The sequence below is a fragment of the Aeromonas sp. QDB34 genome, assembly GCF_027705405.1.
GTDB classification, from domain to species: Bacteria; Pseudomonadota; Gammaproteobacteria; order Enterobacterales; family Aeromonadaceae; genus Aeromonas; species Aeromonas hydrophila.
Genome location: NZ_JAPDBT010000002.1, coordinates 344,010 through 367,943, shown reverse-complemented (window position 1 = coordinate 367,943; position 23,934 = coordinate 344,010). Strand labels below are relative to the sequence as shown.

Annotated in this window: 21 protein-coding genes; 6 read left to right on the top strand and 15 right to left on the bottom strand. The window is 63.5% G+C overall.

Translation table 11 applies throughout. The annotated features are described in order from the left end of the window. Window positions 1–99: 99 nt before the first annotated feature. From murP to OKC29_RS05550, 5 genes are all read right to left on the bottom strand, one after another. A complete protein-coding gene (murP, locus tag OKC29_RS05570; protein WP_011704386.1) occupies window positions 100–1,554 on the bottom strand; it encodes a PTS N-acetylmuramic acid transporter subunit IIBC in 1,455 nt (484 codons plus the stop codon). Between the two features lie 99 nt (window positions 1,555–1,653). Then, entirely contained in the window at window positions 1,654–2,550 is an 897-nt protein-coding gene (murQ, locus tag OKC29_RS05565; RefSeq protein ID WP_073348708.1) for an N-acetylmuramic acid 6-phosphate etherase, read from the bottom strand. Window positions 2,551–2,821: 271 nt separating this feature from the next. Continuing rightward, window positions 2,822–3,025: a hypothetical protein gene (locus OKC29_RS05560; protein ID WP_005308127.1), complete on the bottom strand. Its 204-nt coding sequence runs from the start codon at window positions 3,023–3,025 to the stop codon at window positions 2,822–2,824. Window positions 3,026–3,185: 160 nt separating this feature from the next. Continuing rightward, window positions 3,186–3,902 carry a MarC family NAAT transporter gene (locus OKC29_RS05555; protein ID WP_162275809.1) on the bottom strand — a complete coding sequence of 239 codons (717 nt, stop codon included), beginning with the start codon at window positions 3,900–3,902 and terminating at the stop codon, window positions 3,186–3,188. A gap of 135 nt (window positions 3,903–4,037) precedes the next feature. After that, window positions 4,038–5,354 carry an MFS transporter gene (locus tag OKC29_RS05550; protein ID WP_045790820.1) on the bottom strand — a complete coding sequence of 439 codons (1,317 nt, stop codon included), beginning with the start codon at window positions 5,352–5,354 and terminating at the stop codon, window positions 4,038–4,040. Window positions 5,355–5,599: 245 nt separating this feature from the next. Between OKC29_RS05550 and OKC29_RS05545 the strand changes: the two genes are divergently transcribed. Then, complete coding sequence (locus tag OKC29_RS05545) at window positions 5,600–6,274, top strand: adenine nucleotide alpha hydrolase (RefSeq protein ID WP_162275574.1); 675 nt, start codon at window positions 5,600–5,602, stop codon at window positions 6,272–6,274. Here OKC29_RS05545 and OKC29_RS05540 read toward each other — a convergent pair. The 5 genes from OKC29_RS05540 to OKC29_RS05520 are packed head-to-tail and all read right to left on the bottom strand — an operon-like array spanning window position 6,271 to window position 12,760. Next, complete coding sequence (locus tag OKC29_RS05540; RefSeq protein ID WP_073348710.1) at window positions 6,271–7,473, bottom strand: HD-GYP domain-containing protein; 1,203 nt, start codon at window positions 7,471–7,473, stop codon at window positions 6,271–6,273. The two genes, OKC29_RS05545 and OKC29_RS05540, sit on opposite strands and share 4 nt — an antisense overlap. Then, window positions 7,412–10,078: a response regulator gene (locus tag OKC29_RS05535; RefSeq protein ID WP_073348711.1), complete on the bottom strand. Its 2,667-nt coding sequence runs from the start codon at window positions 10,076–10,078 to the stop codon at window positions 7,412–7,414. The genes OKC29_RS05540 and OKC29_RS05535 overlap by 62 nt, the downstream gene beginning before the upstream one ends. Further along, a complete protein-coding gene (locus tag OKC29_RS05530) occupies window positions 10,079–11,149 on the bottom strand; it encodes an ATP-binding SpoIIE family protein phosphatase (RefSeq protein ID WP_073348712.1) in 1,071 nt (356 codons plus the stop codon). It abuts the gene before it with no gap. Between the two features lie 6 nt (window positions 11,150–11,155). Continuing rightward, on the bottom strand, window positions 11,156–11,530 hold the full coding sequence (locus OKC29_RS05525; protein ID WP_073348713.1) for an anti-anti-sigma factor: 375 nt from the start codon (window positions 11,528–11,530) through the stop codon (window positions 11,156–11,158). Between the two features lie 9 nt (window positions 11,531–11,539). Beyond that, entirely contained in the window at window positions 11,540–12,760 is a 1,221-nt protein-coding gene (locus OKC29_RS05520; protein ID WP_162275576.1) for a PAS domain S-box protein, read from the bottom strand. A 141-nt stretch (window positions 12,761–12,901) separates the two neighbouring features. On the opposite strand from OKC29_RS05520, the gene OKC29_RS05515 reads away from it, so the two are divergent. After that, window positions 12,902–13,594 carry an AraC family transcriptional regulator gene (locus OKC29_RS05515; RefSeq protein WP_073348715.1) on the top strand — a complete coding sequence of 231 codons (693 nt, stop codon included), beginning with the start codon at window positions 12,902–12,904 and terminating at the stop codon, window positions 13,592–13,594. Here the strand turns inward: OKC29_RS05515 and OKC29_RS05510 are convergent. Then, window positions 13,560–13,979 carry a hypothetical protein gene (locus tag OKC29_RS05510; protein WP_073348716.1) on the bottom strand — a complete coding sequence of 140 codons (420 nt, stop codon included), beginning with the start codon at window positions 13,977–13,979 and terminating at the stop codon, window positions 13,560–13,562. The two genes, OKC29_RS05515 and OKC29_RS05510, sit on opposite strands and share 35 nt — an antisense overlap. A gap of 216 nt (window positions 13,980–14,195) precedes the next feature. On the opposite strand from OKC29_RS05510, the gene aphA reads away from it, so the two are divergent. Then, window positions 14,196–14,906, top strand: coding sequence for an acid phosphatase AphA (gene aphA / locus OKC29_RS05505; protein WP_162275577.1), 711 nt, complete (start codon window positions 14,196–14,198; stop codon window positions 14,904–14,906). Between the two features lie 62 nt (window positions 14,907–14,968). Here the strand turns inward: aphA and ypfJ are convergent, their stop codons facing one another. Together ypfJ and OKC29_RS05495 are read right to left on the bottom strand one after the other, a co-directional pair. Further along, on the bottom strand, window positions 14,969–15,814 hold the full coding sequence (ypfJ, locus tag OKC29_RS05500) for a KPN_02809 family neutral zinc metallopeptidase (protein ID WP_029301797.1): 846 nt from the start codon (window positions 15,812–15,814) through the stop codon (window positions 14,969–14,971). A 107-nt stretch (window positions 15,815–15,921) separates the two neighbouring features. Continuing rightward, the gene (locus OKC29_RS05495; protein WP_005308154.1) at window positions 15,922–16,185 is read right to left on the bottom strand and encodes a hypothetical protein; all 264 of its coding nucleotides are present in this window, start codon (window positions 16,183–16,185) and stop codon (window positions 15,922–15,924) included. A 173-nt stretch (window positions 16,186–16,358) separates the two neighbouring features. Here OKC29_RS05495 and OKC29_RS05490 point away from each other — a divergent pair, with 173 nt between their 5' ends. After that, window positions 16,359–17,180 (top strand): HDOD domain-containing protein, encoded by an 822-nt coding sequence (locus OKC29_RS05490; RefSeq protein ID WP_162275578.1) that lies wholly within the window; start codon window positions 16,359–16,361, stop codon window positions 17,178–17,180. Window positions 17,181–17,297: 117 nt separating this feature from the next. After that, the gene (locus OKC29_RS05485) at window positions 17,298–17,819 is read left to right on the top strand and encodes a GNAT family N-acetyltransferase (protein ID WP_073348718.1); all 522 of its coding nucleotides are present in this window, start codon (window positions 17,298–17,300) and stop codon (window positions 17,817–17,819) included. Between the two features lie 123 nt (window positions 17,820–17,942). Here the strand turns inward: OKC29_RS05485 and OKC29_RS05480 are convergent, their stop codons facing one another. Together OKC29_RS05480 and OKC29_RS05475 are read right to left on the bottom strand one after the other, a co-directional pair. Next, window positions 17,943–18,119, bottom strand: a complete 177-nt coding sequence (locus OKC29_RS05480) for a hypothetical protein (RefSeq protein ID WP_017408838.1) — start codon at window positions 18,117–18,119, stop codon at window positions 17,943–17,945. A 472-nt stretch (window positions 18,120–18,591) separates the two neighbouring features. Then, window positions 18,592–19,869 carry a cation:proton antiporter gene (locus tag OKC29_RS05475; protein ID WP_024945658.1) on the bottom strand — a complete coding sequence of 426 codons (1,278 nt, stop codon included), beginning with the start codon at window positions 19,867–19,869 and terminating at the stop codon, window positions 18,592–18,594. 203 nt (window positions 19,870–20,072) lie between these two features. Between OKC29_RS05475 and metH the strand changes: the two genes are divergently transcribed. Continuing rightward, window positions 20,073–23,756 (top strand): methionine synthase, encoded by a 3,684-nt coding sequence (gene metH, locus OKC29_RS05470; protein WP_073348719.1) that lies wholly within the window; start codon window positions 20,073–20,075, stop codon window positions 23,754–23,756. The last annotated feature ends 178 nt before the right edge of the window (window positions 23,757–23,934 follow it).

Sequence of the window (23,934 nt, the reverse complement as noted above, 5' to 3'; positions counted from 1 at the left end):
TTGTCTTTCCTGTGTGGGCTCTGTGCCAGAGCCGGGGTGAGTTTGGCCGTGACCCCGATTGCTCGGGGCCAGACCTTGGCGATAAATCCGGAGGAGGGATTAACTCAGATCGACGTTCTTGCAGCCGAACATCAGGGTGATGAGGTAGCCGCCGAGGTAGGCGACGGCGAGGCCGGCGGCGTAGACCAGCATGCCGGGGAAGATCCCCTGGGCCGAGGTCATCAGCGGCAGTGCGACGATGCCGGAGGGGCCGAACACGGTATTGAGACCGACCGGCAGGCCCAGCCAGGAGATGAGGCCGACCAGGAAGCCGCCGAGGGCGCCGCCGCAGCAGGCGGTGATGAAGGGTTTGACCCGCGGCAGGGTGACGCCGTAGATGAGCGGCTCGCCCACCCCCAGGATGCCGGGAATGATGGTGCCCTTGACCTGGGTGCGCAGCAGGGAGTCCTTGCCGGCACGGCTGTAGAGCGCCAGGGCGGCGCCGACCTGACCGGCCCCTGCCAGCGCCAGGATGGGGAACAGGGAGTTGAAGCCCTGGGCATCCATCAGCGCGAAGTAGACGGGCACGAACCCCTGGTGGATGCCGAACATCACCGAGATGAGGAACAGGCCGGCCAGGATGGCGGTGCCGAACGGATTGCCGTTGAGGTGGATGAAGAGCCAGGACATGCCGTTGTAGAGCTGCACGCCGAGGGGCATGATCAGGACGAAGGTGACGGCCCCCATGATCAGCAAGGTGATGCCGGAGGTGAGGATCATGTCGAGGCTGTCGGGTATGAAGCGGCGTACCTGACGCTCCACCGAGGCGCCGATGATGCAGGCGATCAGCACCCCGATGATGTTGCCGCGCGGATCTATCTGGTGGCCGAAGAAGTCGCTGACCCCGGCATAGATGCCGCTGGTGGCCTGCGGGTCATAGCCCATCACGAACAGCGAGGCGAGGATGGCACCATTGACCCCGGAGCCACCGAACGCCTTCTGGGCGTTGTAGCCGATGAGGATGCTGAGGAAGCTGAACAAGCCCTTGCTGAACAGCTTCATGTAGCCGACAAATTCGGCCAGCATGCCGCCCGCCTGCTGGCCTTCCAGCAGCAGGGTCTGCTCGATCAGGGTGGCGAAGCCGAGCAGCAGGCCGGCGGCGATGAAGCCGGGGATCAGCGGAGTGAAGATAGTGGCAAACTTGGCCAGGAAGCGGTGGGCCGCGCTGGTCTGTTTCTGCTTCAGCGCCTGTTTCTTGGCGGCGGCGATCTCGCCCAGATCAGCGGATTGGGCGGTTGGCGCCTCCAGTGCGCCGAGCCCCGCGCTCAGCATGCCGTTCATCAGCTCGCAGGCGGTCTGGGCCTTGCCCGGCCCCAGCACGATCTGGAACTGGTCGTCGCTCTCGATGACCCCCATCACCCCGGCGATGCGCTTGATGGTATCCCGGTCGGCATGCAGGCTGTCGGCCAGGCTTAGCCGCAGCCGGGTCATGCAGTGGCCGCAGTGGGTGATGTTGTCGCGGCCACCGATGGCCTGGATGAGCTGGCCAACCATGGTGTCAGTTATTTTTGCCATAAAGAACCCAGTCAGTCTGTTGTGTCATGAGGGTGCCTGGGCACCCCGTTCTTGTTGTGGTATTGCCGTCCCTGGCCCGGCCAATGTGCGGTTGGCCGATCAGTGGGTGCACTGGCTGATGAAGCCGTTGCTGCTTTGCAGACGGGTGCGGGCTTCGTCGGCCGTGAGTCCGGCCAGGATCATCACGATGGCGGTCTTGCAGTGGTTGTCCGCCAGCGCCAGCGCCCGCTCCGCCACGGCGCGCTCGCAGTCGGTGGCCTCCATCACGATGCGCTTTTGCCGCTCCACCAGCTTGGCGTTGGTGGCTTCCACGTCCACCATCAGGTTGCCGTAAACCTTGCCGGTGCGGATCATGGCGCCGGTGGAGAGCATGTTGAGGATCAGCTTCTGCGCGGTGCCCGCCTTCATGCGGGAGGAGCCGGTGACGATCTCGGGGCCGACCACCGCCACCATGCTGATGTCGGCCGCCTGGGCCAGCGGGCTGCCCGGGTTGCAGCTGATGCTGCAGACTGTGGCGCCCACCGCTCTGGCGTGGGCCATGGCGCCCAGCACGTAGGGGGTTCTGCCGCTGGCGGCGATGCCTACCAGCACGTCGTTGGCACAGAACTGGATGTTTTTCAGATCCTGGGCGCCGAGTTCGGCGTTATCTTCGGCGTTCTCGACCGCCTGCAAGATAGCCTTGTGGCCGCCGGCAATCAGGCCGACCACCTGCTCGGCAGAGACGCCGTAGGTCGGCGGGCATTCGCTGGCATCCAGAATGCCGAGCCGGCCCGAGGTGCCGGCGCCGATGTAGACCAGCCGGCCTCCCTTGCCGAACGCTGCCGCGATGGCATCGACCGCCCGGGTGATCTCGGGCAGCAACTGGCTGACCGCCAGTGCGACCTGCTGATCCTCCTGATTGATGACGCGCAGCATCTCCAGGGTCGGCAACTGGTCGATCTCGACGCTGGCCGGGTTGCGGGTCTCGGTAATCATGCTTGATAGGTCAATGGTCATCGTTTCCTCTGCTTAAGGTCATCGCCACTCCCGGCGTAAAACATCCCTCTTGATGACAGGCATGATTATCGATTTTTGATTTCTATGATGAGATCAATGTCGCATAATTAATTATTCCATTTATTTTTGTTTTTAAGTTATTAAAATTCCTACACGGTGACATCCAGGCGGGGGGAGCTGGGTGGTGCTGATTGTGCCGAGGGGGGGGAGGTGTGAGCGTCAGCCAATAAAAAGCCCCGGCAAGGGCCGGGGCTGCAGATACGGAGCTCGGTCAGTTGACCGAAATGGCGCGGGCGTCGATGAAGAAGCGCGCGTTGCCTTGTTGATCGACCCTGATCTGGGCAACCAGACGATCGCTCTGCTTGTACTCCCACCGGCTCTTGATCCGGGTCAGAGCGGGGCTGGCGGCACCGACCACGTTCAGATATTCATGAAACAGGCTGTAGCTTCCAATCTCGGTCAGCATCTTTTCCATTTGCACATCTCCTGAAGTGAGTGGGTGTCCATCCATAAACTTACCAAGCACTCTCTGAATCGAATCTGTATGAAAAACACACTAACTCATTTATGTGTCAACAACATGATCAGGCGCAAGATCAGCGACGATTCCTGCGCTTTTATGACACCGTTTTCAGTCAGGGCTGGCGCGGGTCCGGCAATTGATCAAGGGCGCCGGGTACGTGTGGCAACGCGGGGGCCGTTTGTGCCGCCGGCGCACCGTGGAACACCGGATCCTGCGCCACTTCCTTGATGCCGTTGATGCAGAACTGCATACCCATGCAGACCAGCAAGAAGCCCATGATCCGGGTCATGGCATCGATGCCGGTGGCGCCGAGGATCTTGCAGACCGGATCTGCCAGCTTGAGTACCCCCCAGCTGAGCAGGCTCATCAGGGCGAAAGCGGTGACCATGGCGGCATAGATGGTGAAGCGGTTGTATTCGTCCGGCAGCTCGGCGATCTGGGCCGCGCCGCTGATCACCAGTGCCATGGTGCCCGGCCCGCACATGCTGGGCATGGTGAGCGGCACGAAGGCGATGCTCTGGTTGATGTCGACCCCGGCCGCCTGGCTCGGTGCCGGGAACAACATGCGAAAGCCGATGAAGGCGATGATGAGGCCGCCGGCCAGGCGCAGGCCGGGAATGGAGATCCCGAACAGATCCAGGATGGAGGAGCCGATGAAGAAGCTGACGCAGAGGGTGCAGAACAGATAGATGGCGGCCAGGTTGATCTGGCGTCGCACGTGCTCGCGCGACATGCCCTTGCTCAGCCCCAGCAACAGGGTGGCCGTGGTGGGCGGGTTGACCATGGGCAGCAGCGCCAGCAAGGCGAGAAATACGACCTGAAAGAACATCATGAACCTCGGATGACTAGGGTGGAGGAGTGTCCCGGGCCGTCGAGGGGCCCGAGAGGGAGGCTATCTTATGTCGGCCGGGCTGAACACCAGCCATATGAAAAAAGCCCCGCACTGGGCGGGGCTCGGAATGGTTCAGGCGGCCTGCGGCGCGCTCTGGCGCTGGCTGCGTTGCTGCAGCCAGAGCAGCAGGCCGAGCACGAAGCCGAGCACAGCCAGGCTGACCACGTAGTGGGAGGGGGCTAGCACGTCCTCCTTCATCCAGAGCGTGACCAGCATGGGCGTCAGGCCACCGAAGATGGCGTAGGCCACGTTGTAGGAGAACGACAGCCCGGAGAAGCGCACCACCGCCGGGAAGGCGTTGACCATGACATAGGGCACGGCACCGACGATCCCTACCGAGAAACCGGCCAGCGCATAGAGCGGCACCAGCTGGCTGGTGTCGGTCGCCAGCCCGTGATAGAAGGCGTAGCTGGCGCCGGCCAGCAGCAAGGAGCCCAGCATGAAGGTGGGGCCGCTGCCGAGGGCGTCGATCAGCCGGCCATAGACGATGCAGCCGAAGGTGAGCGCCAGAATGGCCAGCGAGTTGGCGGTCAGCGCATCGGCCGGGCTGATGCCGTGCACCTTCTGCAGGTAGGTGGGGGTCATCAGGATCACCACCACTATGCCGGCGGAGAGCAGCCAGGTGAGCAGCATGGAGACCACGACGCTGCCCTTGTGGCTGCGCAGCACCGTCTTGAGCGGCAGCTCTTCAGCCAGTGCCTTGTTGGCCTGCATCTCGGCAAAGACCGGGGTTTCGTGCAGCCAGCGGCGCAGGTACATGGCGACAATGCCGAATGCTCCGCCGAGCACGAAGGCCAGCCGCCAGCCCCAGTCGCTCACCTCGCCCGGGCTCATGCCGCGGTTGATGGCGGTGGCCACCAGGGAGCCGAGCAGGATGCCGGCCGTCAACCCGGCGGTGAGGGTGCCGCAGGCGACACCGACCCGGCGGGCGGGCACGTGCTCTGCCACGAACACCCAGGCACCGGGTACTTCACCGCCGATGGCGGCCCCCTGCAGGATCCGCAACAGCAGCAACAGCAGGGGGGCGGCGATGCCGAGGGTGGCGTAGGTGGGCAGCAGACCGATCAGCAGGGTCGGCAGCGCCATCAACAGTATGCTGAGGGTGAACATCCGCTTGCGGCCGATGAGATCGCCGAAGTGGGCCATGATGATGCCGCCCAGCGGGCGGGCCAGATAGCCGGCGGCGAAGATGCCGAAGGTCTGGAACTGGCGCAGCCACTCGGGAATGTCGGCCGGGAAGAACAGCTCGCCGATCACCACGGCGAAGAAGACGAAGATGATAAAGTCGTAAAACTCGAGGGCACCGCCGAGGGCGGCCAGGCTCAGGGTCTTGTAATCCTGTCGGTTGAGGGGACGGCTGTGGTCGTAAGCTGGTGTGACTGTCGTCATATCCTTATGTTTCCCATCGTTTTTTTAGTTATTGTTCCCCCATCCTTGCAGGGGACACGCTCATTACCGAGGGTATGCTTTTGCATCCCGTGATGTAAATCGCACAATTCGCAACACTGTCTTGCAGCTTTTTGGTGCAGTGAGACGGCGCGACACGCTCAAGCGCCGGGCTCCTCGCCCGGGCGAATAATCGGGACGATGGCCGGCGCCTTGCCGGCTCCGAACTCAAGATAGCTGGAGAAATCATGATGAAGACCAAGGTGCTGCTCTCCTGGAGCAGCGGCAAGGACAGTGCCTGGGCGCTGCACGCACTGCGGCAGGATCCGGCCATCGAGGTGGTGGGGCTGTTCACCACCCTCAACCAGGCGTTCGAACGGGTGGCCATGCACGGCGTGCGCAAGCAGTTGTTGTTGGCGCAGGCTGAGTGCGTGGGCTTGCCGCTGACCACCATCGACCTGCCCTGGCCCTGCAGCAATGAAGATTACGCCCGCATCATGATCGACTTCATCGCGGACGTGGTGGCGCAGGGGATCCGCCACATGGCGTTTGGCGATCTCTTTCTCGAGGACGTGCGCGCCTATCGGGAGCAGCAGCTGGCGGGGACCGGGATCACGCCCTTGTTTCCGCTGTGGGGCAGCAAGACCGACGAGCTGGCTGGCGAGATGATGGCGGCAGGGCTCAGGGCCAGGGTCAGCACCCTGGATCCGCGCAAGCTGCCTGCCACCCTCGGCGGGCATGAGTTTGACGCGGTCCTGCTGGCGGCCCTGCCCATTGGGGTGGACCCCTGCGGCGAGAACGGCGAGTTTCATACCCTGGCCTGGGACGGCCCCATGTTCCAGCGGCCGCTGGCCATCCGGGTGGGGGAGACGGTGGAGCGGGACGGCTTCGTCTTTACCGACCTGCTGTCCGCCACCGCCTAGTCGCGGTTGGACTCCCGATCACCCTTGTCGTCGTTGTAGCGCAGGGCGATCTCGTGGAACTGCTGGTGGATGCGGGCAAAGGCGTCGGTGATATCGGGGTCGAAGTGATTGCCCCGCCCCGCCAGTATGATCGGCACCACTTCCTGGTGGGACATGGCGGCCTTGTAGCAGCGCTTGCTGATGAGGGCGTCGTACACGTCGGCCAGCGCCATCAAGCGGGCCGAGAGGGGGATCTCGTCGCCGATCAGGCCATAGGGATAGCCGGTGCCGTCCCACTTCTCGTGGTGGTAGCAGGCGATCTCCTTGGCCAGCCGTAGAAACTCCACCTCGACTCCCAGCGCCTCCTCGGCATGGACGATGGCCTCCTTGCCGAGAATGGAGTGGTGCTTCATCTGGGCAAACTCGTCCGCATCCAGCTTGCCGGGTTTGAGCAGGATCCGGTCCGGCACACCGACCTTGCCGATGTCGTGCAGCGGGGCCGATTTGAACAGCAGATCGATGGTCTTGGGGGTCAGCTCGGCACGAAAGCGGGGGTGATCGCAGAGGGTTTCCGCCAGCAGCCGCACATAGTGCTGGGTGCGCAGGATATGGTTGCCGGTCTCGTTGTCGCGGGTTTCGGCAAGCGAGGCGAGGGAATGGATTGTGATGTTCTGGATCAGTTCGTTCTCCCGAGTGCGCCGCTCCACCTCCTGCTCCAGAAAGGCGTTCTGATCGTGCAGCAGATCCCGCGCCGCTTTCAGCTCCAGATGGTTTCTGACTCGCGCCAGCACGATGGCGGGGGTGATCGGTTTGTGGATGTAGTCGACGGCCCCCAGCGCCAGGCCGTGTGCCTCCGCACTCTCCTCCACCTTGGCGGTCAGGAAGATCACCGGGATCTCCCGCGCCTGCGGCATCTCCTGCAGCGCCTGCATCACCTGATAGCCATCCATCTGGGGCATCACCACGTCGAGCAGGATCAGGTCTACCCGGGTGCCGGCCGAGAGGATCTCCAGCGCCCGCTGGCCGCTGATGGCGACCTTGACCCGGTAGTGAGGGCTGAGCAGGGCGCTGAGCAGGGAGAGGTTCTCCGGTGTGTCATCGACCACCAGCAGGGTGGGTTTGGTATCGGGATCCAGCAAGTTGAGCATGATGGTGGCCTCACTCTTGGTTGAACAGATCGGGCCTGAGGGCCCGGACTTGTTGCAGATGTGCCAGGGCATCGGCGAAGCGAAAACGGGTCATGGCATCGTGCATGGCCGATGCCGCCTCGCCCAGCAGGGGGGCGAGCCTGGCCTGATTGCGCTGGAACAGAATGAAGGCTTCCGCATCGTCCTCCAGCAGCAGCCCGGTCAGCTGGTGCAGCAGGGGCGCCAGCTCGGCGGGGGTAGCCTCCGGCAAGCCGGTGGCGGCAGGGGCCGGCAGCAGCGTCAGCAGGCCGGCGGCCAGTTGCTGCTGCTGTTGCAACCCCAGTTCGGCCAGCGGCAGCAGGCTGGCGGCGTCGTCTCCCCGGGCGAGGGCGCTCTCCAGCCGGGCCGAGACCTCCTGCAGCGACCCGGCTCCCAGCGTTGCGGCTATGCCCTTGAGGGAATGGGCCTGTCGATGCGCTTTTTCCCGGTCATTCGTCTGCAGGGCGGCCAGCAGGGTTTCCATCGGCTGACTCCCCTGGCGGGCGAAGCGTTGCAGCAGATCCCGATACCACTCCCAGTTGTGCATCAATCGTTGCAGGGCGGTTTCGGCGTTGAGCCCGAGCGCCCGCAGCTGTGGCAGCAAGGCGGTGGCGGGGGATGCGCGCGAGGCTGTGAGTCTGCTGCTGACCTCGCGGCTGAAGGAGGTGGCCCAGCGCTGCAGGGCCGCATACAGCCTGTCGGGGTCGATGGGCTTGGCGATGTGATCGTCCATCCCGGCCGCGAGGCAGCGTTCGCGGTCACCAGCCATGACGTTGGCCGTCATCGCCAGGATCGGGGTGTGTTGTCCGACGCCTTCCCGCTCGCGCAACAGCCGGGTGGCGGCCAGGCCATCCATCACCGGCATTTGCATGTCCATCAGGATCAGGTCGTAGTGGGTCTGGGCCACCATCTCCAGCGCGATGGCACCATTGCCGGCGATGCTGACATCGGCGCCGACCGCCCGCAGCAGCTCCAGCGCCACCTGCTGATTGAGCTCGTTGTCTTCCGCCAGCAGGATCCTGAGCCCGTCGAAGCGGTAGTGATGGGTCGCCTGCGGTGGCTTGAAGGTGAGGGGGCTTGCTTGCTGGCCGAACAGGCCGATGACGGTGTCGAACAGCACGGAGGCGCATACCGGCTTGACCAGCACCCGATCAAAGCCGGCGGTATCGGCCTGGCGAAAGACCTCCTCCCGTCCGTAGCCGGTCACCATGACCCGGTAGGGACGCTGGCCCATGCCGCGGGCGATGAGGCGGCGGCCAGTCTCGATGCCATCCAGCCCCGGCATGTGCCAGTCCAGCAATACCACTTCGTAGGGCTGCCCCTCCTGCTCGGCGCCGGCGATCATCTGCAGTGCCTGCTGGCCCGATTCGGCGGTGTCCACCACAAAGCTCATGCTGCGCAGCAGGGCGGCCATGATGGTACGGGCGCTGGCACTGTCGTCGGCCACCAGCATGCGGCGCCCGCGCAGATCCAGACTCGGCAGATAGCGGGATCTGCGCCTGCCCCTACCGAGTCGGGCGGTAAACCAGAAGGTGCTGCCCTGGCCCGGCTCGCTCTGTACCCCCACCTCGCCGCCCATCAGCTCCGCCAGTTTGCGGGAGATGGCGAGGCCGAGGCCGGTGCCGCCGTACTTGCGGGTGGTGGAGCTGTCCGCCTGCTGGAATGACTGGAACAGCCGCTGCTGCTGCTCCTGGCTCATGCCGATCCCGGTGTCCTGTACCGAGCAGTGCAGCAACACCTCCTGGGGTTGTTTCTCCAGGCAGCTGACCTTGACCAGGATCTCCCCCTGCTCGGTGAACTTGACCGCATTGTTGGCGTAGTTGATCAGGATCTGGCCGAGGCGAAGGGGATCGCCATAGAGCAGGGTGTCGAGCTGGTGGTCGACCTCGAACAGCAGTTCTATACCCTTGGCCTCCGCCTTTTCACCCACCAGGGTGGCCAGATTCTCCAGCACATGGTCGAGATCGAATTCGATCCGCTCCAGATCCAGTCTGCCGGCCTCGATCTTGGAGAAGTCGAGGATGTCGTTGATGATGCCGAGCAGATGCTGGGCCGAACGCTGGATCTTGCTGACGTAGTCGAACTGCTGCGGATCGAGCCGGGTCTGCAGGGCGAGATGGGACATGCCGAGGATGGCGTTCATGGGGGTGCGGATCTCGTGGCTCATGTTGGCGAGAAAATCGCTCTTGGCCCGGGTCGCGCCCTCCGCCAGCTCATAGGCCACTTCCAGCTCCTGGTTCTTGGCCTGCATCACCGCAAACAGCTCGTCCCGGGTCGGTTCGGCGAACTGCCGCTGCATCTGTTGCAGCAGCGGTTCATCGGGCCAGCGGGGCAGGCGGTAGACCAGGGCGATGGCGTTGTCCGCGTGCGCTACCAATCGGATGCCACGTGAATGGCGGCCGTCCGGTTCGGGGGCAATAGGGGCATCAGCCGAAAGCGAGAGCCACAACTCCTGCCCGTGCGGCTCCAGCCACACCTGCAGTTGCAGCGGCTCAGCGTTCGCCACCAGCTGGCGTACCAGCTCGGAGGTGGCGCCTGCCAGCGGTGCTACGAAGGTGGGACTTCTGTCTAGGCAGGTGAGTACCTGGATCACCTTGCGCCGGGCGGTGAGTGCCGCCGCCGGGCCTGACAGCAGGGTTTCGCCGATCAGTTGCCGCATCTAGTCCTCCTCTCCTGCCAGCACCCGCAGCACGATGCAGCTGGCATCGTCGGTGCTGCGGCCACTGTGGGCGATCACCTGGCGTGCCAGCTGGGCTGGCTCGGCGGCCAGATCCAGCGCACCGTCGCGCAGGTTGAGGGATTCGCTGATACCGTCCGAATAGAGCATTACCACGTCCCCGGCGACGAGTGGCTGGCGTTGCAGCAAGGGGGTGGGAAAGCGCTCTCCCAGCACCCCATCGCGGGAGATGCCGCGCCACGGCTCGCGGCCGCGCAGGCAGATGCGGGTATTGCCGATGCCGGCATAGCTCAGCTCACCCCGTTCGCCGTTGACCAGGGCCACGCCGGCGGCGGCGCCCCGGGTGCCGATGCAGTGCTGGTGCAGCAGTTGCAACAGGCGGGCCGGCTCCTGCTCGCGGGTCTGCTGCAGCGCCGCCTCTAGCACCAGCACCAGCTTGTTGGCCGAGGCGCCGTGGCCGCTCACGTCGATCAGGATCAGCGACACCCCCTCCGGCCCTGGCCGGATGAAGGCCAGATCGCCGGAGACCCGTTCCGGATAGCAGGGGCGGTTCTCGCTGGCCCATCCCAGCTGCAGGCCGGCGTGCAGCTGACCGGCACAGGCGAGGGGGGCGATTGGTCTGGATACCAGAGGCGCCGCGCCCAGCCACTTGCGGGCCTGCACCAGAGTCCCCCCTTCCGACGGGGTGCTGATGGTGAGTTCCGACATCATGCGGCGCACGCCGGGCAGGCCCAGGCCCAGGGTGCCCGAAGTGCTGTAGTGATCCTGCATGGCCTGATGCACGTCCCCAATGCCGGGACCCTGATCGCGGGCGACGATGTCGATGCAGGGGCGCCCTCTGGGATGGTGGAGGGTGAGGGTGATCTCCCCCCGCTCGGCGTATTTCAGGATGTTGCTGCCAAGCTCGGAGACCACGGTGGAGAGCATGGCACGGTCCACCTCGGACAGGTTGGCGATGAAGGGGAGGCGGCGTACCGCCATCACCGTCAGGTGCAGGTCGATGTCGTGGCGCAGCGGGTAGCTGGCCTCTTGCACGCTCTGTTCCAACAGCATGATGCGCTACTCCTCATCCTTGAGCGTCGTGCGAACATGGGCGAAGGCATCGTCCATGTCGAGAAAGCAGCGCAGCGGCCCGGGCTCGGCATCGGCCAGCGCCAGGAAGGCAGCGATCCCCGCATTCAGCCCCACCAGCAGGCAGATGGCACCGAGCAGGCGGCACACCTCGGCCAGTTTGCGTACCTGCTTGAATTCGTGGTGATCGAGCAGCATGACCCCGGAGAAGTCGAGCAGTACCGCGTGCTGGCGGCCCAGCATCAGCCGCTGGGAAAGGGCCTGCATCAGTTGCTGCATGCCCTCGTCACCGAGGTCGGGACGCATGCTGACTACGATGCAGTCGGCCACGTCGGCGATGCCCAGATCATTGTTGAGCAGCATGCATCTCTCCTAGAGGGTGGATCCGACCCGCTTGAGGGCGATCTCGAAGGCATCCCGCAGGGTCGCCGTGGTACGGATGTCGCCGACAGAGACCCCCAGCTCCACCATGGTGCGGGCGATGGCCGGCGAGACGCCGGAGATGATGGCCTCGCACCCCATGAACTGGGTCGCCTTGGTGATCTTGATCAGCTGGTTGGCGACGCCGGTATCCACGGTGGCGACCCCGGCGATGTCCAGCACGAAAACCCGGGCCCGGGTCTCGGCAATCTTGGTGAGCGACTTGTTCATCACGTCGGCGGTGCGCATGGAATCGATGATCCCCACCAGCGGCAGCAGCAGGATCCCGTCCCAGATGGGGGTGACAGGGGTCGACATCTCCTGCAGCGACTTGTGCAGTTCCTCGCGCACTCTGGCGGCCTCTTCGGCTTCCTCCATGGCGCGCTTGAGCTGGTGATGCTGCTCTACTTGGGCTGTGATGTCGGTGGCAAACTTGACGATCTTGCTGGGTTTGCCGGTGAGATCCAGCACCGGGTTGTAGGAGCCCTGGATCCAGATCTCTTCCCCCTGTTTGCCGATTCGGCAGAACTCTCCCGCCAGGTATTCACCGCGGCGCAGGGTTTCCCAGAAGGTGCGATAGTCGGCCGACTGGGCGTAGTCAGGATCGACCAGCAGCCGGTGGTGCTGGCCCTTCAGCTCCTCCAGCTGATAGCCCACCGTTTCCAGAAAGCGGGCATTGGCATCGAGGATGATGCCATCCAGTGAAAATTCCACCTTGCCCATGACCCGGCTCAGTGCATTGAGCTGCCCCTCAAAGTTGGCATTCAGCTGCTTCTGTTCGGTCAGATCCATGGTGTATTCGATGACCTGGACCAGTGCGCCCTGTTCGTCCAGCTGGGGGCTGCAACTGCCTCGCAGCCATACGTCCCGCCCCTGCCGATCGAGCCGGTGAAACTCCCCCTCCTGTGCCTGCCCCGCCCGCAGCGCCTGCCAACGGGCGGCCTCGTCGGCTGATTCTTCCGCCTCAGCGGGGAGCAGCATGCTGTAGTGCTGGCCCTTGAGCTCGGCCAGCTGATATCCCATGATGGCGAGAAAACGGGGGTTGGCATCCAGAATCAAGCCGTCTGGCGCGAGCTCGAGCCGTGCCATCAGCTGGTCGACGGCCTCCAGTCTGGCCTGGGGTGAAGCGGGAGTGACTGTGTTCGAATGGGCAGCTGCGGTGTGCACGTCCATGGCATCTCCAATAAATGGTACAATTGATTTGAATGTCATTAGAAGGCGTACAGCAGTTATAGCCCACCGGGGCGAGAGCCGGGGGCAAGAAGTGTCGAAAGAGCCTGCTGGTAGATGGGCCTTGGGCCTGGGGAGTTCGTCATGAACCTCTTGTATCGCGACTACCCGCAAGGCGCCCTCACCGCCCTCCACTGTCACGGCGGTTCACAGTTTTGCTATCTGCATCGGGGTGGTGGCGTGATCAGCAGTGAGGCGGCAGGCGTGCTGCTGGTGGCGGGCCAGCTCTGCCTGATCCCGGCCGGGCTGGCCCATGAGTTCAGGGTACTGCGTCACTCCCGGCTCAGTCTGATCTATCTGGATGACCTGGATGGGGGGCGTGAACTGACGACCCGCCAGGTGAGCCCGCTGCTGGCCGGCCTGTTCGAGCGGCTGGCGGACATGGCGGAGCCGGGGCTCAGGGATGCCTATCTGACGGTATTGGCGGCCGAGCTGCGACAGGCGCCGGTTGCGGCCGGATTCATGCTGAGCGCGGCGCTGGACGTGCGGCTGCTGCGGGTGCTGGAGAGGGTCTGCCGGCACCCTTCCATTGAATATGGGTTGGCGGAGCTGGCGGCCGATTCAGGTGCCTCGGTGCGCACCCTCAACCGGCTGTTCAGCCAGCAGCTGGGCTGCAGCTTTCGGCAATGGCGGCAACAGGTGGTGATGGGACGGGCCCGCCAGTTGCAGCAACAGGGCCAGCCGCTGTCGCGGATAGCCCTCGAACTGGGTTACGGGGATTTCAGCGCTTTTTCTTACGCCTTCAATCGCTTCTTGCGGGAGCCGGCGGGGCCGTGAGGCGGGAGCCGAGATCCCGGTCGGCCGGCTCCCCCGCCAACAGGCAGGTCAGCTCATCGGTGTGGCTCAGGCGTTCGCCCTGAAAGGTGAACAGGGCGCTTACCTTGCACTCGATCTGGGCGCCGTCGTGACGCCAGGCCCGCACCCGATGCAGGGAGTGGACCCGGTTTCCCTCGGCCAGCAGCGAGACAAAGCGGATCTCGCAGCGGGCTAGGCTCTGGCGCAGGGTCAGCAGATGTTGCTCGAAGGCGGCGCGATCCAGCCGCTGGTCATCCACCAGCTGGACATAGTCCGGGCAGAACCAGTGATCGAGTTCGGCCGGGGTGAAATCGGGGTCGCAGATGACCCGGTTGAGGCAGGCTTGCAGCCGTTGCTTGTAATCCATGATGGGCTCCTGAGTGGATGGGAGTGGCCAGTATGGGGCCTGTCGGTCGGCTCCGGCCTTGGCGCCCACGCCATCCTGTTTGGCGATTGCGCCAAGATGGGGGCTTGCCGTGGCGATGCGTGTCACTTGGCCCTGTTTTGTGGCGGGTTTCACGGTTTCCGGTGTCGGCATGGGGCAGGATCGGCCCCCTGTTTCCTTCATGTCACGAGCCGTATCATGTCCTTATCGCCCCGTTTTGCCCTGCTTGCCTCCCTGGTTGTCGCCAGCCTGACCCTGCCCGCCGTGGCGGTCGAAGCCTCGGCCAGCCCCGCCGGTGTCACTGCGGTGACCCTGGCCCAGCAGGTCCCCATTCACTGGGTGTCGGTGACGCAGATTGCCAGGAGCCTGGATGGGTTGCCGCCGATGGCGGTAGGTTTCGACATCGACGACACCCTGCTCTTCTCCAGCCCGGGGTTCTATCGCGGCAAGCAGGAGTTCTCCCCCAACGACGAGAGCTACCTGAAGAACCCGGCCTTCTGGGAGAAGATGAACAACGGCTGGGACGCGTTCAGTGTGCCGAAGGAGGTGGGCAAGGCGCTCATCGCCATGCACCTTGAGCGCGGCGATCACATCTATTTCGTCACCGGCCGTTCGGCCACTAAGACCGAGACCGTCAGCCAGACCCTGCAGCAGACCATGAATATTCCGGCCGACCAGCTCAACCCGGTGATCTTCGCCGGCGATCAGCCGGGCCAGAACACCAAGGTGCAGTGGCTCAAGGAGAAGCAGATGAAGATCTTCTACGGCGATGCCGATGGCGACATCAAGGCGGCGCAGGAGCTCGGCATTCGCGGCATCCGGCTGCTGCGCTCGGCCAACTCCACCTACCGGCCGCTGCCGCTGGCTGGGGCGTTGGGGGAGGAGGTGATCGTCAATTCCCAGTACTGACGTTCACCCATGAATGGAAAAAGGGCCGGATCCTGTCAGGATCCGGCCCTTCTTTTGGGCGTCTAGCGGGCGGCGAAGGTATTGCAGCTGGCGGGCTTGCCACTGTCGAAGCCGCGCTTGAACCAGGCGTAGCGTTGGGCCGAACTGCCATGGGTGAAGCTGTCCGGGATCACCCGGCCCTGGCTCTGCTGCTGCAGACGGTCGTCGCCAATGGCCTGGGCGGCGTTGAGCGCCTCTTCCAGATCGCCATGCTCCAGCACCTGCTCCCGCTGCATGTAGTGGCCCCAGACGCCGGCAAAGCAGTCAGCCTGCAACTCGAGTTTGACCGACAGCTTGTTCTGCTCGGCCCGGCTCAATCCCTGCTGCTGTTCACGCATCTTGCGCTCGATGCCGAGCAGGTTCTGCACGTGATGGCCCACCTCGTGTGCCACCACGTAGCCCTGGGCAAAGTCGCCGTCGGCCCCCAGCTTGTCGCGCATCTCCTGATAGAAAGAGAGATCGATGTAGACGGTGCGATCCGCCGGGCAGTAGAAGGGGCCCATCACCGACTGGCCCTGGCCGCAGCCGGTACGGGTTGCGCCGCGATAGAGCACCAGTTTGGGGGCCTGATAGCGGCTGCCGCTCTGCTGGAAGATTTCGCCCCAGGCATCCTCGGTGGAGGCGAGCATCACCGAGGTGAACCTGGCGAGGGGATCTTTGGCTGGCTGAGACATCTCCTGACGCTGGGGCTGGCTCTGGGTGGTCGGCTCGCTGAGCAGGGGGGAGAGGTCCACCCCGTAGTAGCCGGCCACCATGACCACCACCAACAGGATCAGGCGCCCCTTGCCGCCGATGGGGATGCCGCCCCCGCCGCCCTGCTGGCGCCTGTCTTCCACATTGTTGCTCTCACGGCGATCTTGCCAGCGCATATGCTTGCTCCCCTGCTGTCCGGTGGCAGTAATGATAATGGCTGGCGGGGTGGCTTGCCTAACGGGGGCAGGCCGGCGACCGGGTCGCCGGCGGCGGGAGTGGGCGTTTATTCGGCCCAGGGCATCTCGGGTAGGGAGTCCAGAAACTGGCCGTAACGCTCGAGGTTGAAGGGTCCCTGATCCGCTTCCATCGCCATCAGCTCGGCCCCCAGGGCACAGGCGATGTATTGCAGGGCCTCTTCACGGGGGGTGCCCTTCATCACCAACCGCATCAGGGTCGCCTTGACCTGCAGCGGGTGGCCGTCGCTCAGCTGGTTGTCGACCATCTCCAGCAGGGTTTGTTCGTCGAAGAACTCGGTGGGTTCGCTCATGTGCTGTGCCTCGTCATGTCATAAAGGATGCCAGTATAGCGAGATAGCTATTAACACATTGAAATATTTCGATAAAAACATTTCGGTAGGGGCGGTTTTTGTTACCCATAATTAATGTGGGTTTGCTGTCGGCAAACAACAACCATCATAAAATCGCATGGACGGATATCAATATGCCCACCATAGACTCGCTGTTATCCAAGCCCCAGAACCTGCCCAACGTGCCGGAAGTCATGCGCGAACTGGTGCAGACCTTCAACGAGAAAGAGCCGGATATCCTGCTGATTGCCAAGAAGATCAACAAGGATCCGGTGATCTCCGCCAAGCTGCTGCGGCTGGCCAACTCCGCCAAGTTTGGCGGCAGTCGCCAGGTCGCCACCGTCAACGAGGCCGTGGTACGGCTCGGGGTCGACGTGGTGCGCAACATGGTGCTCGCCTGCGGCCTGACCGGCTCCATCAATGCGGTGCCCGGCATCGATCTCAAACATTTCTGGGGCAAGGTATTCGACGTGGCCGAACTGGCCAGACGGTTGGCCAAGCTCAAGGGCATGAAGGGGGAGGAGGTGTTCACCTGCGCCCTGCTCTACGACATGGGGCGGCTCATCATGCACGTGGGGCTGCCGGAGAACATGGTGAACCACATCAAGGATCTGGAGCCCAGCAAGGGGCGCGCTAAGGCCGAGGAGCTGGTGGTCGGCTTCAACTATGCCCAGACCGGGGCCGAGATGGCCAAGCGCTGGCAATTCCCGTTGAGCATCTGCCATGCGGTGGAGTATCACTACAACCCCTTGCTGGCCAAGGAGTTCTCTGTCGAGGCTGCCCTCATCCATCTGGCCATCGCCCTGGCGGCGCAGTCTGGCGTGGGGGATGAGGCACCGCCCGAGTGGCCCGCCCAGGTGGCCGAACGGCTCGGTCTCTCCTGGCCCGACTGCGCGGCGGTGTTCGTGGCGCTGCGCGAGCAGGGCAATGGTTACGCCGGGCTGCTGGCGGCCTGACACGGCTGATTTCATTGACCGGGGCCGCGCTGCGGCCCTTTTTCATGGTGACGGCCTTGCCAATAGCCGGTGGCGGGGGCAGTCTTGGGGCCTGTCTCTTCTATGCGAGCCCTTGTCATGATCCTCTCCGAGCGCCTGGAACTGCGCGAACTGACCGTTGCCGATGCCCCCTTCATTGTCGAATTGCTCAACGACCCCGACTTTCACCGCTACATCGGCGATCGGGGCATCCGCACTCTGCAGGATGCCGAAAACTACATCCAGCAGGGGCCGGCGGTCAGCTATGCCCGCCACGGTCACGGCCTCTATCTGGTGGCCCGGCGCAGCGACGGCGCCAAGCTCGGCATCTGCGGCTTGATCAAGCGCGATACCCTGCCTTGTGAAGACATCGGCTACGCTTTCCTGCCCGCCTATCGCGGTCAGGGTTATGGCATCGAAGCGGCGCAGGCGGCGCTGCAGGATGGTCGGGAGCGGCTCGGCATCCAGCGGGTCGTCGCCATCGTCACCCCGGGCAACGAGCGTTCGGTGGCGCTGCTGGCCAAGCTGGGGCTGGTGCAGAGCAGGCTGGTCAAGCTGGCCGAGGATGCGGATGAGTGTCTGCTGCTGGAGGCGCAAGGTGCGCAGGCCTGCCGGGTCTGAGAGTACCGACCAAGAGTGCGGATGCTGGCGAGGTGATGCAGGGAAAATTTGCGGGAGTGAGACAAAGAGGCCGCCGTGAGTTGCGGCCTGTCTGCATCGGGCGCTGCCGTTGGGCAGGCAGGATCAGTTGAGGTCTTCGATGGAGAACTCGCCAGCGATGCCGTCACAGGAGATGGCAAAACCGCCGCTGAAGCGGGTGCTGAACTGGATCAGGAACCCGTCGTCATCGTGCTCTTGCACGGGCAGGTTGATGGGTTTGCTGCGACGCAGGGGTTTGTGTGTTTGTACTGCTTTCATCATGGTATTTCTCTATATCAATTAGGTGTTTGCTCCTTGTATTGGCAAATGTCAGGTCAATGGGCGCGGTCAGCACGATTGCGGACGAGCGCGCAGGAATACCCAGCCCGGTTCAGGGGCGTCTGCACTTTCAAGGAATGCGCCAAGGACCACGCGGATGCATGATGCTACTTGGGAGTGGGCAGATCGGGTCTGCACCGTGAGAGCCGGGCAACGCAGGCAGACAGCCTGAACGGTTCTCAAGGCGAGTAAATCAGAAGAAGGTTATGCGGGTACTGGCAGGATTCATCGTGAGGTGAAGCATTTCAGGGTAAACATAATCAGGGCTGATTAACTAGCCGGCGCGCATTCTCTCCTCGACATGCGTAAAAAGCAAACAATTATTTGCAGTTTTTCCTTGAGGGTCGTCTGTCGGCCACAAAAAGGGCTCCCGAGGGAGCCCTTTTTTCATCATCAAGTGACGTCAGCTGGCGACTCAGTAGTGGCCGCTGGCCTTCTTGGCGGCGGTGATCATCGGGGTAATGGTCATGCCTTGTACCACGATGGAGAACATCACCACCGAGTAGGTCATCACCAGGATCACTTCCCGCAGGTCGACGCCGTGTTCCGGCAGCATCATGACGCCGGAGGGGAGCGCCAGCGCCATGGCCATGGCCAGACCGCCGCGCAGGCCGCCCCAGGTGAGGATCCGCACCGAGAACTTGTTGTAGCTGCGATAGCGGCGGAAAGCCATGTAGGGCAGCGACACGCTGATGAAGCGGGAGGCGAGGCAGAGCGGCACCGCGATGACCAGCAGGATCCAGTCACGCCAGGCCAGATCCAGCAGCACCAGCGCCAGACCGATCAGCAGGAACAGCAGGGCGTTGAGGAACTGGTCCATCAACTCCCAGAAGTGATCCAGGTGATGGCTGCTCTGCTCGGAGAAGCCGGAATGACGGGTCCAGTTGCCGATCATGATGCCGGTCACCACCATGGCCAGGGCGCCAGAGACGCCGATCATGTTGGCGAAGGCGAAGCCGGCGGTGGGGATGCAGAGGGTCAACAGCAGCTCCAGCGAACCATCGTCGGTGGCGCTGATCATCACGTGGGCGATGAGGCCCAGCACGGCGCCGAACAGGATGCCGCCGAGGGCCTCATGCAGGAACAGGCCGGCCACGCTGCCGAAGGTGGGCTCGACGCCGCCGAACGCCACGGCGAACACGGTGGCGAAGATCACCAGACCGACACCGTCGTTGAACAGCGACTCCCCTTCGATCTGGATGGCGATCTGGGGCGGCGCCTTCATCTTCTTGACGATGGCCAGTACGGCGATGGGGTCGGTGGGGGAGATCAGGGCACCGAACAGCATGCAATAGACCAGCGGCAGCTCCCAGCCCAGCAGCTTGGCGATGAACCAGAAGCCGTAGCCGACCATGAAGGTGGAGAGCAGGGTCGCCACGATGGAGAGAATGGTGATCTCCCACTTCTGGCTGCGCAGGGCTTTCAGATTGATCCCGAGACCGCCGGCGAACAGCAGGAAGCCCAGGATCCCCTTCAGCAGGAAATTCTGGAAGTCGATGCTCTCCATGGTCTTGACGGCCAGGGGTTCCAGATTGAACCAGCCCAGCTTACCGAACAGCACCAGCAGCGCGGAGATCAGCATGGAGCCCGCGGTGATGGCGATGGTGGTCTGGATCTTCACAACATACTGATTGGCAAAGGCGATAAAGATCGCCAACGCTGCCAGGAAGCAGAGTGTGTAGTAGACGCTCATAGTTATTTTTCTCTTTAGTAAACAGCAAGCACGTGTCCGGATTGAGGACGGGCATAGGGTACTCTTGGGTCACATGTTACTCATTACCCATTTATGAGTATATAGGTCGCTGATATAGACAGATAGACGGCTAGATTTCCATTTGATTTGTTTGCTGTTAGGATGCTGTTTACGCAGTTGCATGGATGTAAGAGGAACGAGCGGTGTCGAACAAAAAGTCGGATGTGACAAACAAACTGGAAGCCTGTCTCAAGGAGCGGATCCTGATCATCGATGGCGCCATGGGCACCATGATCCAGGGCTACAAGCTCGGTGAGGCCGATTATCGCGGCGCGCGCTTCGCCGACTGGCACACCGACATCAAGGGCAACAATGACCTGCTGGTGCTGACCCGTCCCGCCGTGATTCGCGAGATCCACGAGCAGTACTGCGCCGCCGGCGCCGACATCCTCGAGACCAATACCTTCAACGCCACCCGCATCGCCATGGCCGACTACGAGATGGAAGAGTTCTCGGCCGAGATCAACCGCGAGGCTGCCCGGCTGGCGCGCGCGGTGGCAGACGAGTGGACGGCGAAAGAGCCCCACAAGCCGCGCTTCGTGGCAGGGGTCTTGGGCCCGACCAACCGCACCGCCTCCATCTCGCCGGATGTGAACGATCCCGGCAAGCGCAATGTCACCTATGACCAGCTGGTGGCTGCTTATACCGAATCGACCCACGCCCTGATCGAGGGCGGTGCCGACATCATTCTGATCGAGACCATCTTCGATACCCTCAACGCCAAGGCCGCCGCCTTCGCGGTGGAAGGGGTGTTCGAGGCGCTGGGCTACAGCCTGCCGGTGATGATCTCCGGCACCATCACGGATGCCTCGGGCCGTACCCTCTCGGGCCAGACCACCGAAGCCTTCTACCACTCGCTGCGCCACGTCAAACCGGTCTCGTTCGGTCTCAATTGTGCGCTGGGCCCGGATGAGCTGCGCCAGTACGTGGAGGAGCTGTCGCGCATCAGCGAGACCCATGTCAGCGCCCACCCCAATGCGGGCCTGCCCAATGCGTTCGGCGAGTACGACCTCGATGCCGTCGAGATGGCCGAGCATATCCGCGAGTGGGCTGCGAGCGGCTTTCTCAACCTGGTGGGCGGCTGCTGCGGCACCACCCCGACCCATATTCGCGCCATGGCGGACGCGGTGGCGGGCATCAAGCCGCGGGCCCTGCCCGAGCTGCCGGTAGCCTGCCGGCTGTCGGGCCTGGAGCCCCTCATCATCACCCCCGAATCCATGTTCGTGAACGTGGGGGAGCGCACCAACGTCACCGGTTCGGCCAAGTTCAAGCGGCTGATCAAGGAGGGGCTCTACGACGAGGCCCTCGACGTTGCCAAGCAGCAGGTGGAGAGCGGCGCCCAGATCATCGACATCAACATGGACGAGGGGATGCTGGACGCCGAGGCGGCCATGGTGCGCTTCCTGAACCTGATTGCCGGCGAGCCGGATATCGCCCGGGTGCCGGTGATGATCGACTCTTCCAAGTGGGAGGTGCTGGAGGCCGGCCTCAAGTGCGTGCAGGGTAAGCCGGTAGTCAACTCCATCTCCATGAAGGAGGGGGAGGAGAAATTTATCCAGCAGGCCAGATTGCTGCGCCGCTACGGCGCCGCCGTCATCGTGATGGCGTTCGACGAGGTGGGCCAGGCCGATACCCGCGCCCGCAAGTTCGAGATCTGCCAGCGCGCCTACCGCATTCTGGTGGACCGGGTGGGCTTCCAGCCGGAAGACATCATCTTCGACCCCAATATCTTCGCGGTGGCGACCGGCATCGATGAGCACAACAACTACGCGGTGGACTTCATCGACGCGGTGAAGGACATCAAGCAGAACCTGCCCCACGCCATGATCTCCGGCGGTGTCTCCAACGTCTCGTTTTCGTTTCGTGGCAACGAGCCGGTGCGCGAGGCGATCCACGCGGTGTTCCTCTATCACGCCATCCAGAACGGGATGGACATGGGGATCGTCAACGCCGGTCAGCTGGCCATCTACGAAGACATTCCCGCCGAGCTGAAAGAAAAGGTCGAGGCGGTGGTGCTGAACCTCAATCCGGACGCCACCGAGGCGCTGTTGGCCATCGCCGAGCGCTATCGCGGTGGCGGTGCCCAGGCGGAGGATCCGCGGGATCAGGCGTGGCGTAGCTGGCCGGTGGGCAAGCGACTGGAGCACGCGCTGGTCAAGGGGATCACCGATTTCATCGAGGAGGATACCGAGGAGGCGCGCAGCCAGGCCGAGAAGCCGCTGCACGTGATCGAGGGGCCGCTGATGGACGGCATGAACGTGGTGGGCGATCTGTTCGGCGCCGGCAAGATGTTCCTGCCTCAGGTGGTCAAGTCGGCGCGGGTGATGAAGCGGGCGGTCGCCTACCTGCAGCCCTATATCGAGGCGGAGAAGTCCGGCGGTTCCAGCAACGGCAAAATCGTGATGGCCACCGTGAAGGGGGACGTGCACGACATCGGCAAGAACATCGTCGGGGTGGTGCTGCAGTGCAACAACTACGAGATCGTCGATCTCGGGGTGATGGTCTCTTGCGAGACGATCCTCAAGACGGCGCGGGAGGTCAATGCCGACATCATCGGCCTGTCGGGCCTGATCACCCCGTCGCTGGACGAGATGGTGCACGTGGCGAAAGAGATGGAGCGCCAAGGCTTCAAGCTGCCGCTGCTCATCGGTGGCGCCACCACCTCCAAGGCCCACACCGCGGTGAAGATCGAGCAGAACTACTCCGAGCCGGTGGTCTATGTCTCCAACGCGTCGCGCGCGGTGGGGGTGGCCCAGAGTCTGCTGAGCCCTGAGCTCAAGCCCGCCTTCGTGGCCCGCATCGACAAGGAGTACGAGATTGCCCGCGAGCAGCACGCCCGCAAGCAGCCGCGTTCCAAGCCGGTCAGTCTGGCCCACGCCCGTGCCAACCGTCATCAGCTGGACTGGGTCGGCTATGAGCCACCCAAGCCCCGGGAGCCCGGCGTGCAGACCTTCGAGGATGTGCCGGTCTCGGTGCTGCGCCCCTACATCGACTGGACGCCGTTTTTCCTGAGCTGGGAGCTGGCGGGTAAGTTCCCCCGCATCCTGGAAGATGAGGTGGTGGGGGAGGAGGCCACGCGCCTCTACGCCGATGCCAACGCCATGCTGGATCAGCTGGAGCAAGATCGGAGCGTGCGCTGCGCTGGCATCATAGGCCTGTTCCCCGCCAACGCGGTGGGCGACAGCATCGAGGTCTACACCGACGAGTCGCGCCGCGAGGTACGCAAGGTGTTGCATCATCTGCGCCAGCAGAGCGAGAAGCAGGGCTTCCCCAACTACTGTCTGGCAGACTATGTGGCGCCGAAAGAGAGCGGCAAGCCCGACTGGATCGGCGCCTTCGCGGTGACCGGCGGCATCGGCGAGGAGGCTATCGCCAAGGCCTACAAGGCGGAGCACGACGACTACAACGCCATCCTGATTCAGGCGGTGTGCGATCGCCTGGCCGAGGCCTTCGCCGAGTACTTGCACGAGCAGGTGCGCAAAGTGCACTGGGGCTATGCCCCCAACGAATCGCTCAGCAACGAAGAGCTGATCCGCGAGAACTATCGCGGCATCCGCCCGGCACCGGGTTACCCGGCCTGCCCGGAGCACACCGAGAAGGGCAGCATCTGGGAACTGCTGGGGGTGGAGCAGGCCATCGGTATGAAGCTCACCGAATCCTACGCCATGTGGCCGGGGGCGGCGGTGTCGGGTTGGTATTTCTCCCACCCCGACAGCAAGTACTTCGCGGTGGCGCAGATCCAGCAGGATCAGGTGGAAGATTATGCCCAGCGCAAGGGGATGACCCTGGCCGAAGCCGAGCGCTGGCTGGGGCCGAACCTGCATTAAAGGGGTGGCAACCGGGTCAATCCCGCTTGATCCTGGATGAACAACGGCGGCATCCTGTACTGGGGGACAGACCAGTCTAGTGCCGCCGTTTGACAAGCTAGTGACAGCGGGATGGCAGCGCAGGTTTCTGTGTGGTTTGTCTTGTTGTCAGGAGAAACAATTGGCGTTGTCTTGCCGC